General features: G+C 68.2%; 14 protein-coding genes. 8 read left to right on the forward strand and 6 right to left on the reverse strand.

The window, feature by feature from the left end; genetic code table 11:
- Nucleotides 1–143: 143 nt before the first annotated feature.
- Together BJ987_RS17695 and BJ987_RS17700 are read right to left on the reverse strand one after the other, a co-directional pair.
- A complete protein-coding gene (locus BJ987_RS17695; RefSeq protein WP_209891089.1) occupies nucleotides 144–1,160 on the reverse strand; it encodes an Rv2578c family radical SAM protein in 1,017 nt (338 codons plus the stop codon).
- Between the two features lie 31 nt (nucleotides 1,161–1,191).
- Complete coding sequence (locus tag BJ987_RS17700) at nucleotides 1,192–2,196, reverse strand: NAD-dependent epimerase/dehydratase family protein (protein WP_209891091.1); 1,005 nt, start codon at nucleotides 2,194–2,196, stop codon at nucleotides 1,192–1,194.
- 178 nt (nucleotides 2,197–2,374) lie between these two features.
- Here BJ987_RS17700 and BJ987_RS17705 point away from each other — a divergent pair, with 178 nt between their 5' ends.
- Nucleotides 2,375–2,695, forward strand: coding sequence for a type VII secretion target (locus tag BJ987_RS17705; RefSeq protein WP_245366015.1), 321 nt, complete (start codon nucleotides 2,375–2,377; stop codon nucleotides 2,693–2,695).
- Between the two features lie 10 nt (nucleotides 2,696–2,705).
- On the forward strand, nucleotides 2,706–4,361 hold the full coding sequence (locus tag BJ987_RS17710; RefSeq protein ID WP_209891096.1) for a hypothetical protein: 1,656 nt from the start codon (nucleotides 2,706–2,708) through the stop codon (nucleotides 4,359–4,361).
- A gap of 60 nt (nucleotides 4,362–4,421) precedes the next feature.
- On the opposite strand, the gene BJ987_RS17715 is transcribed toward BJ987_RS17710, so the two are convergent.
- On the reverse strand, nucleotides 4,422–4,940 hold the full coding sequence (locus tag BJ987_RS17715) for a hypothetical protein (RefSeq protein WP_209891099.1): 519 nt from the start codon (nucleotides 4,938–4,940) through the stop codon (nucleotides 4,422–4,424).
- Nucleotides 4,941–5,058: 118 nt separating this feature from the next.
- Nucleotides 5,059–5,985 carry a KPN_02809 family neutral zinc metallopeptidase gene (gene ypfJ / locus BJ987_RS17720; RefSeq protein WP_209891102.1) on the reverse strand — a complete coding sequence of 309 codons (927 nt, stop codon included), beginning with the start codon at nucleotides 5,983–5,985 and terminating at the stop codon, nucleotides 5,059–5,061.
- Nucleotides 5,986–6,213: 228 nt separating this feature from the next.
- Here ypfJ and aspS point away from each other — a divergent pair, with 228 nt between their 5' ends.
- Nucleotides 6,214–8,013 (forward strand): aspartate--tRNA ligase, encoded by a 1,800-nt coding sequence (gene aspS / locus BJ987_RS17725; RefSeq protein WP_209898620.1) that lies wholly within the window; start codon nucleotides 6,214–6,216, stop codon nucleotides 8,011–8,013.
- Nucleotides 8,014–8,075: 62 nt separating this feature from the next.
- On the opposite strand, the gene BJ987_RS17730 is transcribed toward aspS, so the two are convergent.
- Nucleotides 8,076–8,795, reverse strand: coding sequence for a DUF2189 domain-containing protein (locus BJ987_RS17730; protein ID WP_245366017.1), 720 nt, complete (start codon nucleotides 8,793–8,795; stop codon nucleotides 8,076–8,078).
- A gap of 372 nt (nucleotides 8,796–9,167) precedes the next feature.
- Between BJ987_RS17730 and BJ987_RS37750 the strand changes: the two genes are divergently transcribed.
- Nucleotides 9,168–9,290, forward strand: a complete 123-nt coding sequence (locus BJ987_RS37750) for a hypothetical protein (RefSeq protein ID WP_281070374.1) — start codon at nucleotides 9,168–9,170, stop codon at nucleotides 9,288–9,290.
- A 260-nt stretch (nucleotides 9,291–9,550) separates the two neighbouring features.
- A complete protein-coding gene (locus tag BJ987_RS17735; RefSeq protein WP_209891105.1) occupies nucleotides 9,551–10,720 on the forward strand; it encodes a phosphotransferase family protein in 1,170 nt (389 codons plus the stop codon).
- 54 nt (nucleotides 10,721–10,774) lie between these two features.
- On the opposite strand, the gene BJ987_RS17740 is transcribed toward BJ987_RS17735, so the two are convergent.
- Nucleotides 10,775–12,409: an alkaline phosphatase D family protein gene (locus BJ987_RS17740; protein ID WP_307869659.1), complete on the reverse strand. Its 1,635-nt coding sequence runs from the start codon at nucleotides 12,407–12,409 to the stop codon at nucleotides 10,775–10,777.
- A gap of 38 nt (nucleotides 12,410–12,447) precedes the next feature.
- On the opposite strand from BJ987_RS17740, the gene BJ987_RS17745 reads away from it, so the two are divergent.
- The 3 genes from BJ987_RS17745 to BJ987_RS17755 all read left to right on the forward strand — a co-directional run bounded on the left by BJ987_RS17745 (nucleotide 12,448) and on the right by BJ987_RS17755 (nucleotide 14,823).
- On the forward strand, nucleotides 12,448–12,636 hold the full coding sequence (locus BJ987_RS17745) for a hypothetical protein (RefSeq protein ID WP_209891108.1): 189 nt from the start codon (nucleotides 12,448–12,450) through the stop codon (nucleotides 12,634–12,636).
- Nucleotides 12,633–13,985, forward strand: coding sequence for a replication-associated recombination protein A (locus BJ987_RS17750; RefSeq protein ID WP_209891112.1), 1,353 nt, complete (start codon nucleotides 12,633–12,635; stop codon nucleotides 13,983–13,985). The genes BJ987_RS17745 and BJ987_RS17750 overlap by 4 nt, the downstream gene beginning before the upstream one ends.
- Before the next feature lie 184 nt (nucleotides 13,986–14,169).
- Nucleotides 14,170–14,823 (forward strand): Uma2 family endonuclease, encoded by a 654-nt coding sequence (locus BJ987_RS17755; RefSeq protein WP_209891115.1) that lies wholly within the window; start codon nucleotides 14,170–14,172, stop codon nucleotides 14,821–14,823.
- Nucleotides 14,824–14,851 lie beyond the last annotated feature (28 nt).

Consider the following 14,851-nt stretch of genomic DNA (forward strand, 5'->3'; position numbering starts at 1 on the left):
CTCCATTGGTCACGTTTCGCTTCCGCCGCCGGGCGCTGAACTCGCGGCGCGGGTCGCTTCCTCGTCATGGACGGGTGCCATTGGCCAAAGTACTCCGATCGCGGCCCGGCGGGCCGGTAGTCGGCAGTCGAAATCCGAGCCCGTCAGGCGAACAAGGCGAGTTGCGGGTCGGCCGGCTGCTCCGGCTCGGGTTCGGCTGCCGACGGTACTGTGGTTTCCCTTGTCAGGCCGTGATTTCGCAAAAGCGGTCCCAGGCGCTCGCGCAACCACGCGGCGTACTCCGGCGTCACGTAGGCGCCCCGCCCGTACAACTGGCGGTAGCGGCGCACCAGCGCGGGATGCTCGCGGCCCAGCCACTCCAGGAACCAGCCGCGGGTCGCGCCGCGCAGATGCATCGGGAACGCCACCGCCGAGGTCGCGCCCGCCGCGGCGATCTCGCCGAACAGTTCGTCCAGATGGGCGCGGCTGTCGGTGAGATACGGAATGACCGGCGCCACCATGACATTCACGTCGAACCCGGCGTCGGTGAGCGCCTTGACCAACTCCAGACGGGCCCGCGGCGACGGGGTTCCCGGTTCCAGGCCGCGATGCAGTTCCAGGTCGTAGATGGCGATCGACACCGCCACGCGCACGGAGACCTCCTGCGCGGCCTGGGTGAGCAACGGCAGATCCCGGCGCAGCAGCGTGCCCTTGGTGAGGATCGAGAACGGCGTGCCGGAACGGGTGAGCTCGCGAATGATGCCCGGCATCAATCGGTATCGGCCCTCGGCGCGCTGGTACGGGTCGGTATTGGTGCCCAGGGCCACCGGCTCCCGATGCCAGGAACGCCGGCCGAGTTCCTTGCGCAGCACCGCGGCGATATTGGTCTTCACCACGATCTGCGCGTCGAAATCCCGGCCGGCGTCCAGATCCAGATATTCGTGGGTGGGGCGTGCGAAGCAGTACCGGCACGCGTGCGAACAGCCGCGCATCGGGTTGATCGTCCACCCGAAGGGCAGGTTCGAACTCTCCGGCACCTTGTTCAGCGCGCTCTTGCAGAGCACCTCGTGGAAGGTGATGCCTTCGAACTCGGGAGTCTGCACGGTGCGCACGAACCCGGCCCGGTCGAGACCGGGCAATGCGCCGTCGTCGGCGTCCAGGGTCTGGTTCTGCCACCGCACTCCCTCAGTCGAACATGCGTTCTAGGAAGTGTCAAGCGATGCGGCGGGTGTCCTTCGGGGCGAAGGCGGCCGGATCGTTGAAGAAGGTGACCAGGTCACGCACCGTGTCCTCGGTGGAGCGCGGCCGGTAACCCAGTTCCGTACCGGCCTTGCTGTGATCGACGATCGGAGCGGAGACGATCGCGCCCAGCGCGGCTTTGGAGAGCACTTCCGCCCCCAGTAGCTTGCCGATCGGTTCCAGCACGGGCATGGCGCCGGCCACCAGCTTGGCGGGGATGAGGAACCGCGGGCCCTTCTTGCCGTTGAAACCGGCGGCCATCCGGCACAGGTCCATGGTGGTCACCATCTCGCTGCCGAGCAGGTAGTTCTCACCGGTGCGCCCGCTCTGGGCGGCCAGGGTCAGGCCGAGCGCGACGTCGCGCACGTCGACCATGTCGAATCCGCCGCTGATCATCGCCGGAACCCGGCCCAGTGCCGCGTCTTTGAGCGTGCGATTGACCCGGGACAGCGGGGAGCAGTAGTCGGCCGGGCCGAAGACGCCGGTCGGATTGCAGATCACCGCGTCCAGGCCCTTGTCGATCACCTTGCGCAGTTCCACCTCGCCCTGCCACTTGGAGCGGTCGTAGACCGGCAGCGCGGCATCGGTGGAGCGGACGGTGCCCTCGTCGATGTGTCCACCGCAGGTGTACTGGTTGAACGCGTGGATCGAGCTGGTGTGCACCATGCGCCGCACACCGGCCGCGAGCGCGGCCTCGGCGACCACTCGCACGCCCTCGGTGTTGACCTTCCAGGCGAGATCGTTCTTCTCGGACAGGGTGATCACCGCGACCAGGTGATACACCACCTCGTGGCCGGCCAGGACTTTCCGCATCGATGCGGGATCGAGCACGTCACCGGAGACCCAGGTGACCGTGGGATCGGTGGGGTGCTGGGGGACCACCCGATCAATGGCGGTGACCTCGTGCCCCGCCTCGACGAGCAGGGGGAGCAGGTTACTGCCAAGGTAGCCGGCTGCGCCGGTCACTGCGACCTTCATGTGATCGAGAATATAGAACTCGTTCTAATTTGCAACACGTTCCAGTTAGGCATCCGGACACCTGTATCGGCTCGAAAACTGGCCGCCTGGTCGGCTATATTGAGCGCCAACCGTAGCGGCCGTTTCGAACGCTAGGTGGCGAAACACTGATGTGCACAACAATTTGGGGGGTGCCAACTTGACGAATTTTCTCTCGGCGGACACTGACGCGGTCCGAGTCTTCGGCGTCCAGAACGCCGGTATCGCGAGCCAGATCTTCGGGGTGGCCAATGTCGACTCGGCGGCTAGCGTAGCCGCGATGACACCGGTGTTCGGACTGATCGGCGCGGATTTCCTGATGAGCTTCGCCGCGGCCCAGGTCCTGCAAGCCAAGGACATGAACGAGCTGGCGGCGAAGTACACCGATCTGGCCGCCGGCGCGCACACCGCGGCCCAGGAATACCTCGCCCAGGACGGTAGCAACGCGGTCAATCTGGCCGTGCAGAACAACAAGATCTGAGGCGGGGGACATGAAGCCGATCGATTCGGGGAACACCGGCGTGATCGCGCCGCAAGACATTCCGGCCACGGAGTCGCTGCAGCACGCCGCGGCGGCGCCGCACGAGCCGGCGATCGCGGCCGCGCAGGCCACCCAGCAGGCGATTCCGGATGTGCCGCTCGGCCAGTGGCCGGCCGAAGTGCCCGAACCCGAGTCGCCCGCACTGGTTTACGCGCGCAAACTCGCCGAGGACCAGCAGAACGCCGGCACCATGCCGGTCGGGCTCGGCGGCCTCGGCGGACTGACCGGTCAGCCCGTCGCCGATACCCAGCACCTGCTCACCGCGGTGCCGTCGGATGTGTCGAGCTTGCTGAGCGGTGCGCAGGCCTCCATCACCGAGGCGGCGCAGCAGGCGCAGACAGCGGCGACCTCCGCGCTCACCGGCGCCACCGGCGCACTGACCTCCGGCGAGTTGCAGAAGCAGGTCGCCGCCATCGCCGACACCGCCGGGCTCGGTTCGGTCATCAGCGATCCGGCCGCGGCGGTGAACTCGCTGCTGAACGGCGGGTCGCTGGCCGCCCTGCCGGGTGTCGACCAGCTCATCAGCCCGATCCTGCAGCTGCTCAGCAGCTTCGGCACCGGTGTCATGGGCGCGTTGGACCCGACCGCGATCCTGAGCAACGCCTCCTCGGTCATCGAATCGGCGATGCAGGTCGGCCAGGGCGCCATCACGAGCGTCCAGCAGCTCTGGGAGGGCACCGCCGCGGAGCAGGCCACCACCGCCGCTCAGCAGGCGAATGCCCAGGGCACCGAAACCAGCCAGCGCGGCTTCGATATCTCCGATCTGACCCAGAAGGCCGCGGCCGTGGTGCAGACCGGCAACACCCAATTGACGGGCATCGCAACGTCATTCGCGAGCCAGGCGGTCGCCATGGCGCCGGTCATCCTGACCCCGCCCGGGCAAGCCGCCCTGGTGGCCTCGGCGACGGAGCATCTCGGCAACGCGGTGTCCGTGGTCAACGCCACCCGCGGCGATCTGTCCGGCAAGACCACCGAGCTGAACGCGATGCTGTCGAACCTGGTCGGCCAGAGCGGGCTGCCGTCGCCGCAGGAAGTCGCGCAGACGCTCGCGCAGAATGTCGCCGAACCGCTGTCGACCACGGCGCAGGAAGCCGCGACGAAGGCGCAGTCCGCGCTCAGCTCGGGCCTGCCGTCCAGCTCCACCACGCCCGCGTCGACGAACCCGTCCGCCCTCAACACCGGTGGTACTCCGGGCGCCACCAGTGTCCTGGGCACGGGGACGCCCCGGACGTCGACCGGTACGCCCAGAACCGGGACGGGGAGCGGGGTTCCGTCCACCGGTAACCCGTCGTCCAAGGGCGTGTCCGGTGTGCCCGGCACGGTCTCGCCGTTGCGCGCGGCCACCGTGCCCACGGGTCTCGGCGCCGGTATGAACGCCTCGACGACGCCCGCGGGCACGGGTAACTCGTTCATGGGTAATCCGGCGGCTGCCGCGAACCGGGGCAACAACGACGAAGACGAGCACGATCGCAACGTCACCCCGTACCAGAGCCTGACCGGCAACGACGATCTCACCGGCCCGCTCGGCGAATCGACGCCGGATGTCATCGGCGCCACGCACTCCGATGAGATGCTCGGTATGGACTACGAGCAGGATCAGTTCTAACACGCTCGAAAAACGATGCCCCGCTTCCCCTTCGGGAAACGGGGCATCGTCGCGTGTGGCCTAGTCCTGCACGAAGGCGTCGAACAGCCGCCGGTAGAGAGCCGCGAAACGAATCCGTCCGTCCTGTTGCTCGGGCGAGAGCCCCTCGGTGAAACCCGGTGCGTACAGGATCAAATGGACTTCTTGGCCTCGCTCCGCGGGCATCAGATCGATGATCTGCTTGCTTTCGTCGGTGACCGCGGGCTCCCCGAGGTCGACTGTGGACAGCGCCCGGATCTCGGCCTGCGCGGCCCGCAGCACATCCGCTCGGAGCGAACCGTTGAGCTGCTGCGGCGGCACCTCCGGGGCGCGTCCGGCGGCGGCTGCGTCGGGCTTCTTGATCGCGCGCCCGTCCGGGAAGACCTCGAGCTCGGGACGGAGATCGTGCCGGCCGGACCAGCCGTGCGGGATGGTCGTCAGGGTGACCTCCGCCAGCACCGGCGACGTCGCGGGATCGGGATCGGGATCGGCCGCGGCGAGACCCGAACCGCCCGCGAGCATCAGAACCAGAACGAGTAGAACCGATTTCGACTTGCGCATGGAACCCCTATTCGTTGGAACCGGGTGATGCCGAGATGTCGAACGCGCGGGAACCGAGGTTCCCGCGCGTCGCGGTGTCGATCATTGTGACAGGGCCCAATGTTCGGCCGGAGCCGGATCAGCGCACGGCGGGGGGATTGCCCAGGTCCGCCGCGCTGAAAGTGTCGCATCCCTTCAGCTGGCCGGACTTGTAGCCGGAGAGGAACCAGGCCTGCCGCTGTTCGGAGGCCCCGTGCGTCCATGCCTCCGGATTGACCCGGCCGCCCGACTTGCGCTGGATCCGGTCGTCACCGACCGCCGCGGCCGCCGACAGCGCGTCCTTGACGTCTTGATCGGTCAGCGGTTGCAACAGGGGAGCACCGCCGCCGGGCGCGGGCTGCTTGTCGGCGTAGTGCGCCCAGATTCCGGCGTAGCAGTCGGCCTGTAGCTCGGTGCGCACCGCGCCGGATTCGGGCCCGTTCGGATCCCGCTGCGCGCGACCGAGATCGCCGAGCAGGTTCTGCAGATGGTGCCCGATCTCGTGCGCCACCACATATTCCTGTGCCAGCGGGCCGGTGCTCGCGCCGAAGCGGGTGGTCAGCTCGTTGAAGAAACGGACGTCGAAGTAGGCGGTCTGATCGAGCGGGCAATAGAACGGGCCGACCTCGCTGGTGGCGTTGCCGCACCCGGTGGCGGTGGCGCCGGAGAACAGGACGACCTCGGGTTTGACGTATTCCTTGCCGCCGGTCTGTTCGGGAAACTCCGTGCCCCACACCGAATTCAGGCTGGTCACCGTCGCCGCTACCCGGCAGTCGAGGTATTTGTTGGCGTCCGCGCCGGTCTTGCAGTGCTCCGGCGTGCCCGCCGTCGGCGCGGAGGGGCTGTCCTCGACACCGTTCAGCCCGCCGACCACCGAACCGGGATCGCCGCCGAGCAGCAGGACGACGACCGTCAGGATCAAACCCCCCAATCCGCCGCCCAACGCGATTTTCCCGCCTGTGCCGGGACCGCCACCTCCGGACCTGACCGCGTCCGGATCGATCTGTGAGCCCTCGTTGAAGGTCATTGGTCTCGCTCCTGTAAATCGAATGGCCGGTCGGGCGCGGTTCGTCGCCATGGAGCTAGCGCGCCTACAGCTTTACATGTGATACCCAGCAATCCGGGACTCACCGCAATCGTGTCGCGTCCACTGCCGCCGCCGCCCTTATTAGGGCTTGGGCCTGCGTCATCGCTACGATGGCTACGCACCGGACGGGGAGAATGCCCGGTGACCGCAATCGTCGAAAGGAACACCGTGCTGCGCACCCACTTGGCTGGTTCGCTGCGAAGCGAGCACGCCGGTCAAACCGTCACCCTCACCGGATGGGTGGCCCGGCGGCGTGACCACGGTGGCGTGATCTTCATCGATCTGCGCGATGCGTCCGGTGTCTCGCAAGCGGTCTTCCGGGAAGGCGCGGCAGCCGAGCAGGCGCACAAGCTGCGCGCCGAATTCTGTGTCCAGGTCACCGGCGTGGTCGAGCAGCGGCCCGACGGCAACGAGAACCCCGAATTGCCCACGGGGCAGATCGAGGTCAACGTCACCGAGTTGGAGGTGCTCAACGAGAGCGCCCCGCTGCCGTTCCAGCTCGACGAGCAGCCCGGTGAAGAGGCCCGCCTCAAGTACCGCTACCTCGACCTGCGCCGCGAAGGCCCGGCGCACGCCATGCGCTTGCGTTCCAAGGCCAACGCCGCCGCGCGGGCGGTGCTGGCCGGTCACGAGTTCGTCGAGGTGGAGACCCCGACGATGACGCGCTCCACCCCCGAGGGCGCCCGCGACTTTCTGGTGCCCGCACGGTTGCAGCCGGGCAGCTTCTACGCCCTGCCCCAGAGCCCGCAGCTGTTCAAGCAGCTGCTCATGGTCGGCGGCATCGAGCGCTACTACCAGATCGCGCGCTGCTACCGCGACGAGGACTTCCGCGCCGACCGTCAGCCCGAGTTCACCCAGCTCGACATCGAGATGAGCTTCGTGCGCCAGGACGATGTGATCCTGCTGGCCGAGGAGATCCTGGTCGCGCTGTGGAAGCTGATCGGCCACGACATCACCACCCCGATCCCGCACATGACCTACGCGGAGGCCATGCGCCGCTACGGCTCCGACAAGCCGGACCTGCGGTTCGAGGTCGAGATCACCGAGTGCGCCGAGTACTTCAAGGACACCCCGTTCCGGGTGTTCCAGTCGCCGTATGTCGGGGCGGTCGTCATGCCGGGCGGCGCGAGCCAGCCGCGGCGTCAGCTCGACGCCTGGCAGGAGTGGGCCAAGCAGCGTGGCTCGCGCGGTCTGGCCTACGTGCTGATCGGTGAGAACGGCGAGCTGAGCGGTCCGGTCGCCAAGAATCTGTCCGAGGCCGAACGCGAGGGTCTGGCCAAGCACGTCGGCGCGGAGCCGGGCGACTGCGTCTTCTTCGCCGCCGGTGAGGTCAAGGCCAGCCGCGCGATCCTCGGTGCGGCCCGCGGCGAGATCGCCCGCAAGTGCGGTCTGATCGACGAGAACGCCTGGGCGTTCGTGTGGATCGTGGACGCGCCGATGTTCGAGCCGGCCGCCGACGCCACCGCGAGTGGCGATGTGGCACTGGGTTCTTCGGCCTGGACCGCGGTGCACCACGCGTTCACCTCGCCCAAGCCGGAATCGGTCGACACCTTCGACACCAACCCGGGTTCGGCGCTGGCCTACGCCTACGACATCGTCTGCAACGGCAACGAGATCGGCGGCGGTTCCATCCGTATCCATCGCCGCGATGTCCAGGAACGCGTGTTCAAGGTGATGGGCATCAGCCACGACGAGGCACAGGAGAAGTTCGGCTTCCTGCTCGACGCCTTCGCCTACGGCGCCCCGCCGCACGGCGGCATCGCCTTCGGCTGGGACCGGATCACCGCGCTGCTGGCCGGTGTGGACTCGATCCGCGATGTCATCGCGTTCCCGAAGAGCGGCGGCGGCGTCGACCCGCTGACCGACGCGCCCGCGCCGATCACCCCGCAGCAGCGCAGGGAAGCCGGGCTGGACTTCAAGCCCGAGGACAAGAAGAAGGACGACGCCAAGGGCAAAGCCGCCGAGTAACTCGGCTCCGCTCCCGCGCCTCCGCCCCACACTCGAAAGAGCGTGGGGCGGAGGTGTTTTGCCTAGCGCGACGGTACGAGGGTGCCGTCGGTGAGGATCCGGTAGGCGTAGGTCACCGCGATGACCGCGATCGGGGCCGCCACGAGCAGCCCGAAACCGCAGAGCAGCGCGCCCAGGAAGGTGAGCACCAAGACCGCCAGGGCGAGCAGCAGCACCGGACCGACATTGGCCATGACCAAGCGCGCGCTGGACCTGATCGCCTGAATCGGACCGAGGTCCTGGTCGACCACGAAGTGCAGGGCGAACATGCACAGCACTCCGATGATGATGCCCGGCAACACCAGCAGGGCCAAGCCGATGAAGGTCGCCACGAACGCGATCAGCGACGTCAGCAAGACATTGCCCGCATTGCCGACCTGGAAGTACGAGCCGAACACCGGTGGGGTGCCGTCGGTTTCATAGAGCGCGCCGCGGACCATGGCGGCCTGCAGCAGCCAGAGCGCCGCCATCACCGCGAGGAACAGAACCGTCAGGACCAGAACCGAATTCGGCTCGAAGATCGCGACGAAGAGCCAGTACACCAGGTAGATGGCGAAGCCGACCGCCGTAATACCGAGCCAGGGTGCGGTATTGCCGCGGAACCGATCCAGGCCGTAGCCCAGGGCGGAACCGACGTCCAGGCCGGTCGGCCGGTCCGGCGCGGCCGCCTGATATCCGAAGGCCGGTTGACCGGGCGGCTTGTGCCCGCCGGGTGGCGGCATCCCGCCGGGCGGGGGTTGCATGCCGCCGGGCGGGCCGTAGCCGGGCGGCGGGGGAGCGCCGGGCGGGCCGTAACCGGGCTGGGCCTGGTAGCCGGGCTGCGACTGATAGCCCGGTGGAGGCGGAAAACCTTGCTGCTGTTGGTATCCCTGCTGGGATGGCTGGTCGTCCTGCTGTTGGTAACCCTGTGGCGATGAGCTCTGCTGGGGTTGGTCACCGTGCTGGGGTGCGTATCCCTGTTGCGCTGAGCTTTGCTGCGGTGCGTATCCCTGCTGCGGCGAGCTTTGCTGGGGTTGGTCACCCTGCTGCGGTACGTATCCCTGTTGCGCTGAGCTTTGCTCCGATGCGTAACCCTGCGGGGATGGCCGGCCGACGTTGGACGGTGGTTCGTTGCCGTGCTGAGCGGAGGCCGGTCGACCGGATTGCGGGTCGTCGCCGGCTCCCGGCGTCTCCTGTTGACCATGCCCGCTTTGCCCGGCCTGCTGGGCCGGGGCCGGGTACTGCTGGCCACTCCGTGATTCGGGCGCGTCGCCAGTTGGTTCCTTCTCAGGGTCTCGGGGAGCGGACTGCGGTCTGTCGGTCATTGTCGTCGACCTTTCCGGCACAACTGGTTTGCGGTGTGGCGCACAACAGTTCACGATGAGAAAACCGGACGAACGCACCTGGTGTCAAGCAGACCGCGCAGGTCCGGCAACCACGTGACAGACACGCCGAGCGACGCGGAAAGGTTGTGCAACCGCTCGCTAGAAGTGACCCGATGCGAGTAGCTTGAGAGGCGATGACCGCACTATTGGCCGAACGCGCCGCCGAAGTCGTGTCCGCAGCACAGCAATTGCTCACAAAGCGAATGGGTGCTCCGGTGAAGCTGAGCGATCCGATGGAACTCAGCGGTAGTGGTAGGACGACGGTCCTACGTGTGCGCGTGTCCGAGAACGCCTTCTCGTTACCGCGCACCCTCATCGTCAAGCAGGTTCGCGGCAACGCCGCGGAACGCCGCACCGGCGGGCTCGCCCCGGGCGTCGCCAGCATCGACTCGGCATTCCTCCGGGAAGCCGTCTCCTACCAGTTCACCACCGCGCTCAGCCGCGATCAGCGCCCCGGCGCTTACCTCATCGCGCACAGCCTGCCGGAACGGCTGCTGATCCTCAGTGACCTCGGTGAGAACTCGCTGCTGACCCAGCAGTTGCGGTCCGGCGCCGAACCGGCCACCCGCAACGCGCTGATGGCCTTCGCGCAGGCACTCGGCCGGATGCACGCGGCGACGGTCGGGCGCGAAGCCGACTTCGTGGCGCTGCTGCGCCGCGTCGACGTGATGCACCGGGTCGACGGGATCGCTCAGCAGGCCGAGACCGCGATCGCCGAGGTGCCCGGCATGTTGCGGCGCGAACTCGGCATCGAGGTGCCGGGGGAGATCGCCGAACTCATCGTGCGCGGCAACCGGCTGTTCTCCGCGGGCCGGTTCCGCGCGTTCAGCCCCTCGGATCTGTGCCCGGACAATGTCATCCTCAACGAGGAGGGCGCCCGCTTCCTTGATTACGAGTGGGGCGGATTCCGCGACGCCACCCTCGACATCGCCTACGCGCTGGTGTCCTTCCCCGGTTGCCTGTGCGATTTCGAGCTGGCCCGGGATCGCGCCCGGCAGATGGTGGAGGCGTGGCGTTCCGAGGTGGTCGGGGTGTGGCCGGCGCTCGCCGACGACACCGTGCTCGCCGAACGGATCCTGGAGGCCCGGCTGATCTGGGTCTGGCTCAGCACGTACTGGTTCCTGCCCGTGGACCACGCGCGAATCGCCGCGGCGCGCGAGCACGGGTTGTCGGTGCCGCGTTCGGAGGCGCTGATCAACCGGTGGGCCGCGCTCGCCGAAGACGCGCGGTGCACCGGCGACGACATCATCGGTGACTTCGCCGACGAGGTATCGGCCATGCTCGAGGAGCGCTGGTCGGAGTAATTCGTGACTGTTCGGCCGGGCCCCGTCGGGTCCCGGCCGAACGCGTATCCGAGGTCAGACCACCGGAGCCGGACGGGGTTCGATCCGCCCACCCGAGCGGACCGCGAACGAAGCTCCGTGGCGGACACCGGTGTTCGGGTCCTCCACGTTCAGTACGTAGAACCAGTCCATCTGTGTCTGTTCCGCGGTGACCTCGAGCACGCCGTAGCCGTGCGACTCCAGTTCCACGTAGCGCATGTGGTGGTTGACGCCCTTGATCGTCTCCTCCAGCGGCACCGCCGCCGTGCGCGGAGCCGATTTCAGCATCTCGCCGATGCTGGCGGAGGTGACCGACGGGACGACGAACTCCGCGCCTACGGTCGGGCCCGCGGGATAGGTCGCGGCCTCCACCGGCAGGTCCGAGGCCCAGGAGGAGTGGATGTCGCCGGTCAGGAAGACCACGTCGGAGACCTGATTCTCGGTGAGCGCGGTGAACAGCTTCCGGCGGTCGGCGGTGTAGCCGTCCCACTGGTCCGCGTTCGCCGGAACACCCGACTGCGGCAGGCCGATCGCATCGGTGAACGCTTTGCTCTGGGCCGGGTCCAGCGGCGGGAACACCAGCGGTGCGACCATCACCGAATTGCCGATCAGCTTCCAGCGCACCGGCGCCGACGCCAGACCCGCGGTGAGCCACTGCATCTGTGCCTGGCCGGTGAGCGTCCGGGCGGGGTTGTCGACATTGCGCCAGCCCGCGCCGGGAGCGACCTCCTCGTCGCGGTAGCTGCGCAGATCCAGCATGGACAGTTCGGCCAGCGTGCCGAAGCGCAGGCGGCGATAGATCTGGACGTCGTTGCCGGAACCCTTGGCGCGCACCGGCATCCACTCGAGATATGCCTGAGCCGAGGCGGCGCGCCGAGCGGACCACGGGCCCTGGACGGCGGGATCGTGATGGCCGGCGCCGCCGGACCAGGAGTTGTCGGCGGACTCGTGGTCGTCCCAGGTGCAGATGAACGGGACCAGCGCGTGCAGGGCGGCCAGGTCGGCATCGGTTTTGTATTGTCCGTGCCGGATCCGGTAGTCGGCGAGGGTGACGATCTCGGTGGCCGGATCGTGCCCGCGGACCGCGCCGGCGCGGCCGCCGTATTTGCCGCGACCGTATTCGTAGATGTAGTCACCGAGGTGGATGACCGCGTCGAGGTCGCCGCGGGCGGCGAGGTGGCGGTAGGCGCTGAAGTAGCCGGCCTCCCAGTTCGAGCAGGAGACCACGCCGAACCGCAGGCGGTCGGGTGTGTCGGACTCGGCCGGTGCGGTCCGGGTGCGGCCGACCGGGGAGGTCTCGCCCAGGGCGGTGAACCGGTAGTAGTAGACGCGATCCGCCGTCAGGCCGGATACGTCGACCTTCACGGTGTGATCGGAATCGACTGTGGCGGTGAACGTTCCGGACGCGGCGAGCGATCCGAAGGTGTCGTCGCCGGCGACCTCCCAGCGCACCGGGGTGGCGGCCCCGATACCCGAACCGGGGGTCGCGTCGTCGGCTACGGTGACGCGCGTCCAGATCACCACGCCGGTCGGTAGCGGATCACCCGAGGCGACGCCGTGCCGGAACATCGAGCCCTGAGCGCGCGCCGGGCCGGCCACTGACAGCGTGGTCGCGGCGGCAGCGGCGGCACCGCCCTTGAGGAGCGTCCGCCGACCGATGGATCCCGGCACAGCGGAATCTGAAACAACCGTGTTTTCAGCCACGACTATTGATCTCAGTCGATTACCGGGCGCTGAGCAAGTCGAAACCGCCGAGCTTCGTGGTCTTCGATGACCGGTATCGGCTTTCGCTGCCGTTGGCCGGCGACCGTGCGGAGATGTCGGAGGTGCGAGGTACCGTCGCCCTCATGACCGAGCGGATGTTCTTCCTGCGTGCCCCGAGCGAGGTGCGGGCATGACCGACGGACTGTTCGACGTACCCGGGCAGGCCGCGGGGGAGTCGGATGGGCGGGGCCGGGTCGAGTTCCGCGGTGCGGGGGATTCGGTGCCGCTGGCGGTGCGCATGCGCCCCGCAACGCTGGAAGAGGTCGTCGGGCAGCAGCATCTGCTGGGTCCCGGTTCGCCGCTGCGGCGGTTGGTGGAGGGCTCGGGCGCGGCCTCGGTCCTGCTGTACGGACCGCCCGGCACCGGGAAAACCACGCTCGCGTCGCTCATTTCGCAGGCCACCGGCCGCCGCTTCGAGGCGCTGTCGGCGCTGTCGGCCGGTGTGAAGGAGGTGCGCGCGGTCATCGACTTGGCGCGCCGCCGGTTGACCGTCGGCGAGCAGACCGTGCTGTTCATCGACGAGGTGCACCGCTTCTCCAAGACTCAGCAGGACGCGTTGCTCGCCGCGGTCGAGAACCGCATCGTGCTGCTCGTCGGTGCGACCACCGAGAACCCGTCCTTCTCCGTGGTCTCACCGCTGCTGTCGCGTTCGCTGGTGCTGCGACTGCACTCGCTCACCGACGCCGACATCCGTCAGGTGCTGTGTCGCGCCATCGAGGATCCGCGCGGTTTCCACGGCGAGTACACGGTGACCGAGGCGGCCTTGGCCCACATCGTGCGTATCGCGGGCGGGGACGCCCGCCGGGCCCTGACCGCGCTGGAAGCCTCGGCCGAGTCCTCCCTCGACGGCAATGTCGACGTGGATCTCGTCGAAGCCAGTGTCGACAAGGCGGCGGTCCGCTACGACCGGGCCGGTGATCAGCACTACGACGTGGTCAGCGCCTTCATCAAATCCATTCGCGGCTCCGATGTCGACGCGGCTCTGCACTACCTGGCCCGCATGCTGAGCGCGGGGGAGGACCCGCGCTTCATCGCCCGCCGCCTGGTCATCTCGGCCAGTGAGGACATCGGGATGGCCGACCCGACCGCGCTGCAATCCGCGGTCGCCGCCGCCCAGGTGGTCCAGCTGATCGGCATGCCCGAGGCGCAGCTCACCCTGACCCACGCCACCATCCATCTGGCCACCTCGCCGAAGTCCGGCGCGGTCCCGGCCGCCCTCGGCGCCGCCATGTCCGATATCTCCGCGGGTAAAGCCGGTCTGGTTCCGCCGCATCTGCGCGATGGGCACTACGCGGGCGCGGCCAAGCTGGGTAATGCCCAGGGCTACAAGTACCCGCACGACGACCCGGACGGCGTGCTCGCCCAGCAATATCCACCGGACGAACTGGTCGGCCGCGATTACTACACCCCTACGGATCACGGCAACGAACGTGAGATCGGGCCCCGGGTCCAGAAGCTCCGCCGCATCGTCCGCGGCAAGTAGCCGGGTCGGAAGATCACCGCACCATATCCGGATAGCGTTCTCGCCCAGGGCTGTTCACGAGTCGTCCCCGGAGCGCCGAAAACAGGTGTGCCGCTCGGTTGCCGGGCGTAGGGTCGGGCCAGCGGTGGGATGCACTGACCAACGGAGGAGGTGCCCGGTGACAGTTCGGCCGGACCGACCTCAGATGTCAGTGGCAGAGTTCGAGGAGCTCGCCCGGCACACGCCGGAGGCGGTGCGACTGGAGTTGCTGTCCGGAAAGCTGACGGTGCGGGGCAACGCTCCGCAACTGCTGATCGAAGAGTTCGAGGAACTCGCCCGGCACGCGCCGGGTTCGGTGGCGCTGGAATTCCTGTACGGAAGACTCGGCGCGAAGCTGGCGCCGGACCGCAGCCGAGTGGAGATCCGGCGCTCGATCACCCAGCAAGTCCTGCGCCAGCGCGACGATCTGCGGCTCTATCCCTGCCTGGACCTGAAGGTGCAAGCCGACCGGGAAGGCCGGGTCCGGGTGGACGGCGCGGTGGCGCTCGACGGGACGTTCCGTCGTCGCGGCTGGGCCGAACCCGACGAGGTGCTGATGGTCGTCGAGGTCACCGCCTACGAAACCGAGACCGATCAGCGCGCCCGGGTCCGCAAGACCCAGGCCTACGCCGAAGCCGAGATTCCGCTCTACCTCCTGGTCGACCGCGCGGTCCAGGGCGCTTTCGTCTTCAGTCATCCCGTCAAAGGCTGGTACGCCCAGACCTCCCGCGCGGAATTCGGTCACACCATGGAGTTGCCGGACCCGGTCGGCGCGGTGCTGGAAACCGAACCGTTCCGCGCGTCGGCCGGCCCGTGCTGATCACTGGGCCGTGAAAAACCGGATGCGC

The sequence above is a fragment of the Nocardia goodfellowii genome (assembly GCF_017875645.1).
Classification (GTDB): Bacteria; Actinomycetota; Actinomycetes; order Mycobacteriales; family Mycobacteriaceae; genus Nocardia; species Nocardia goodfellowii.

Coding starts and splice junctions, on each gene's coding strand:
- BJ987_RS17700 (WP_209891091.1), bottom strand. CDS start 2,196: ATGAAGGTCGCAGTGACCGGCGCAGCCGGCTACCTTGGCAGTAACCTG.
- BJ987_RS17710 (WP_209891096.1), top strand. CDS start 2,706: ATGAAGCCGATCGATTCGGGGAACACCGGCGTGATCGCGCCGCAAGAC.
- BJ987_RS17715 (WP_209891099.1), bottom strand. CDS start 4,940: ATGCGCAAGTCGAAATCGGTTCTACTCGTTCTGGTTCTGATGCTCGCG.
- ypfJ (WP_209891102.1), bottom strand. CDS start 5,985: ATGACCTTCAACGAGGGCTCACAGATCGATCCGGACGCGGTCAGGTCC.
- BJ987_RS17730 (WP_245366017.1), bottom strand. CDS start 8,795: ATGCAACCCCCGCCCGGCGGGATGCCGCCACCCGGCGGGCACAAGCCG.
- BJ987_RS17735 (WP_209891105.1), top strand. CDS start 9,551: ATGACCGCACTATTGGCCGAACGCGCCGCCGAAGTCGTGTCCGCAGCA.
- BJ987_RS17750 (WP_209891112.1), top strand. CDS start 12,633: ATGACCGACGGACTGTTCGACGTACCCGGGCAGGCCGCGGGGGAGTCG.
- BJ987_RS17755 (WP_209891115.1), top strand. CDS start 14,170: ATGTCAGTGGCAGAGTTCGAGGAGCTCGCCCGGCACACGCCGGAGGCG.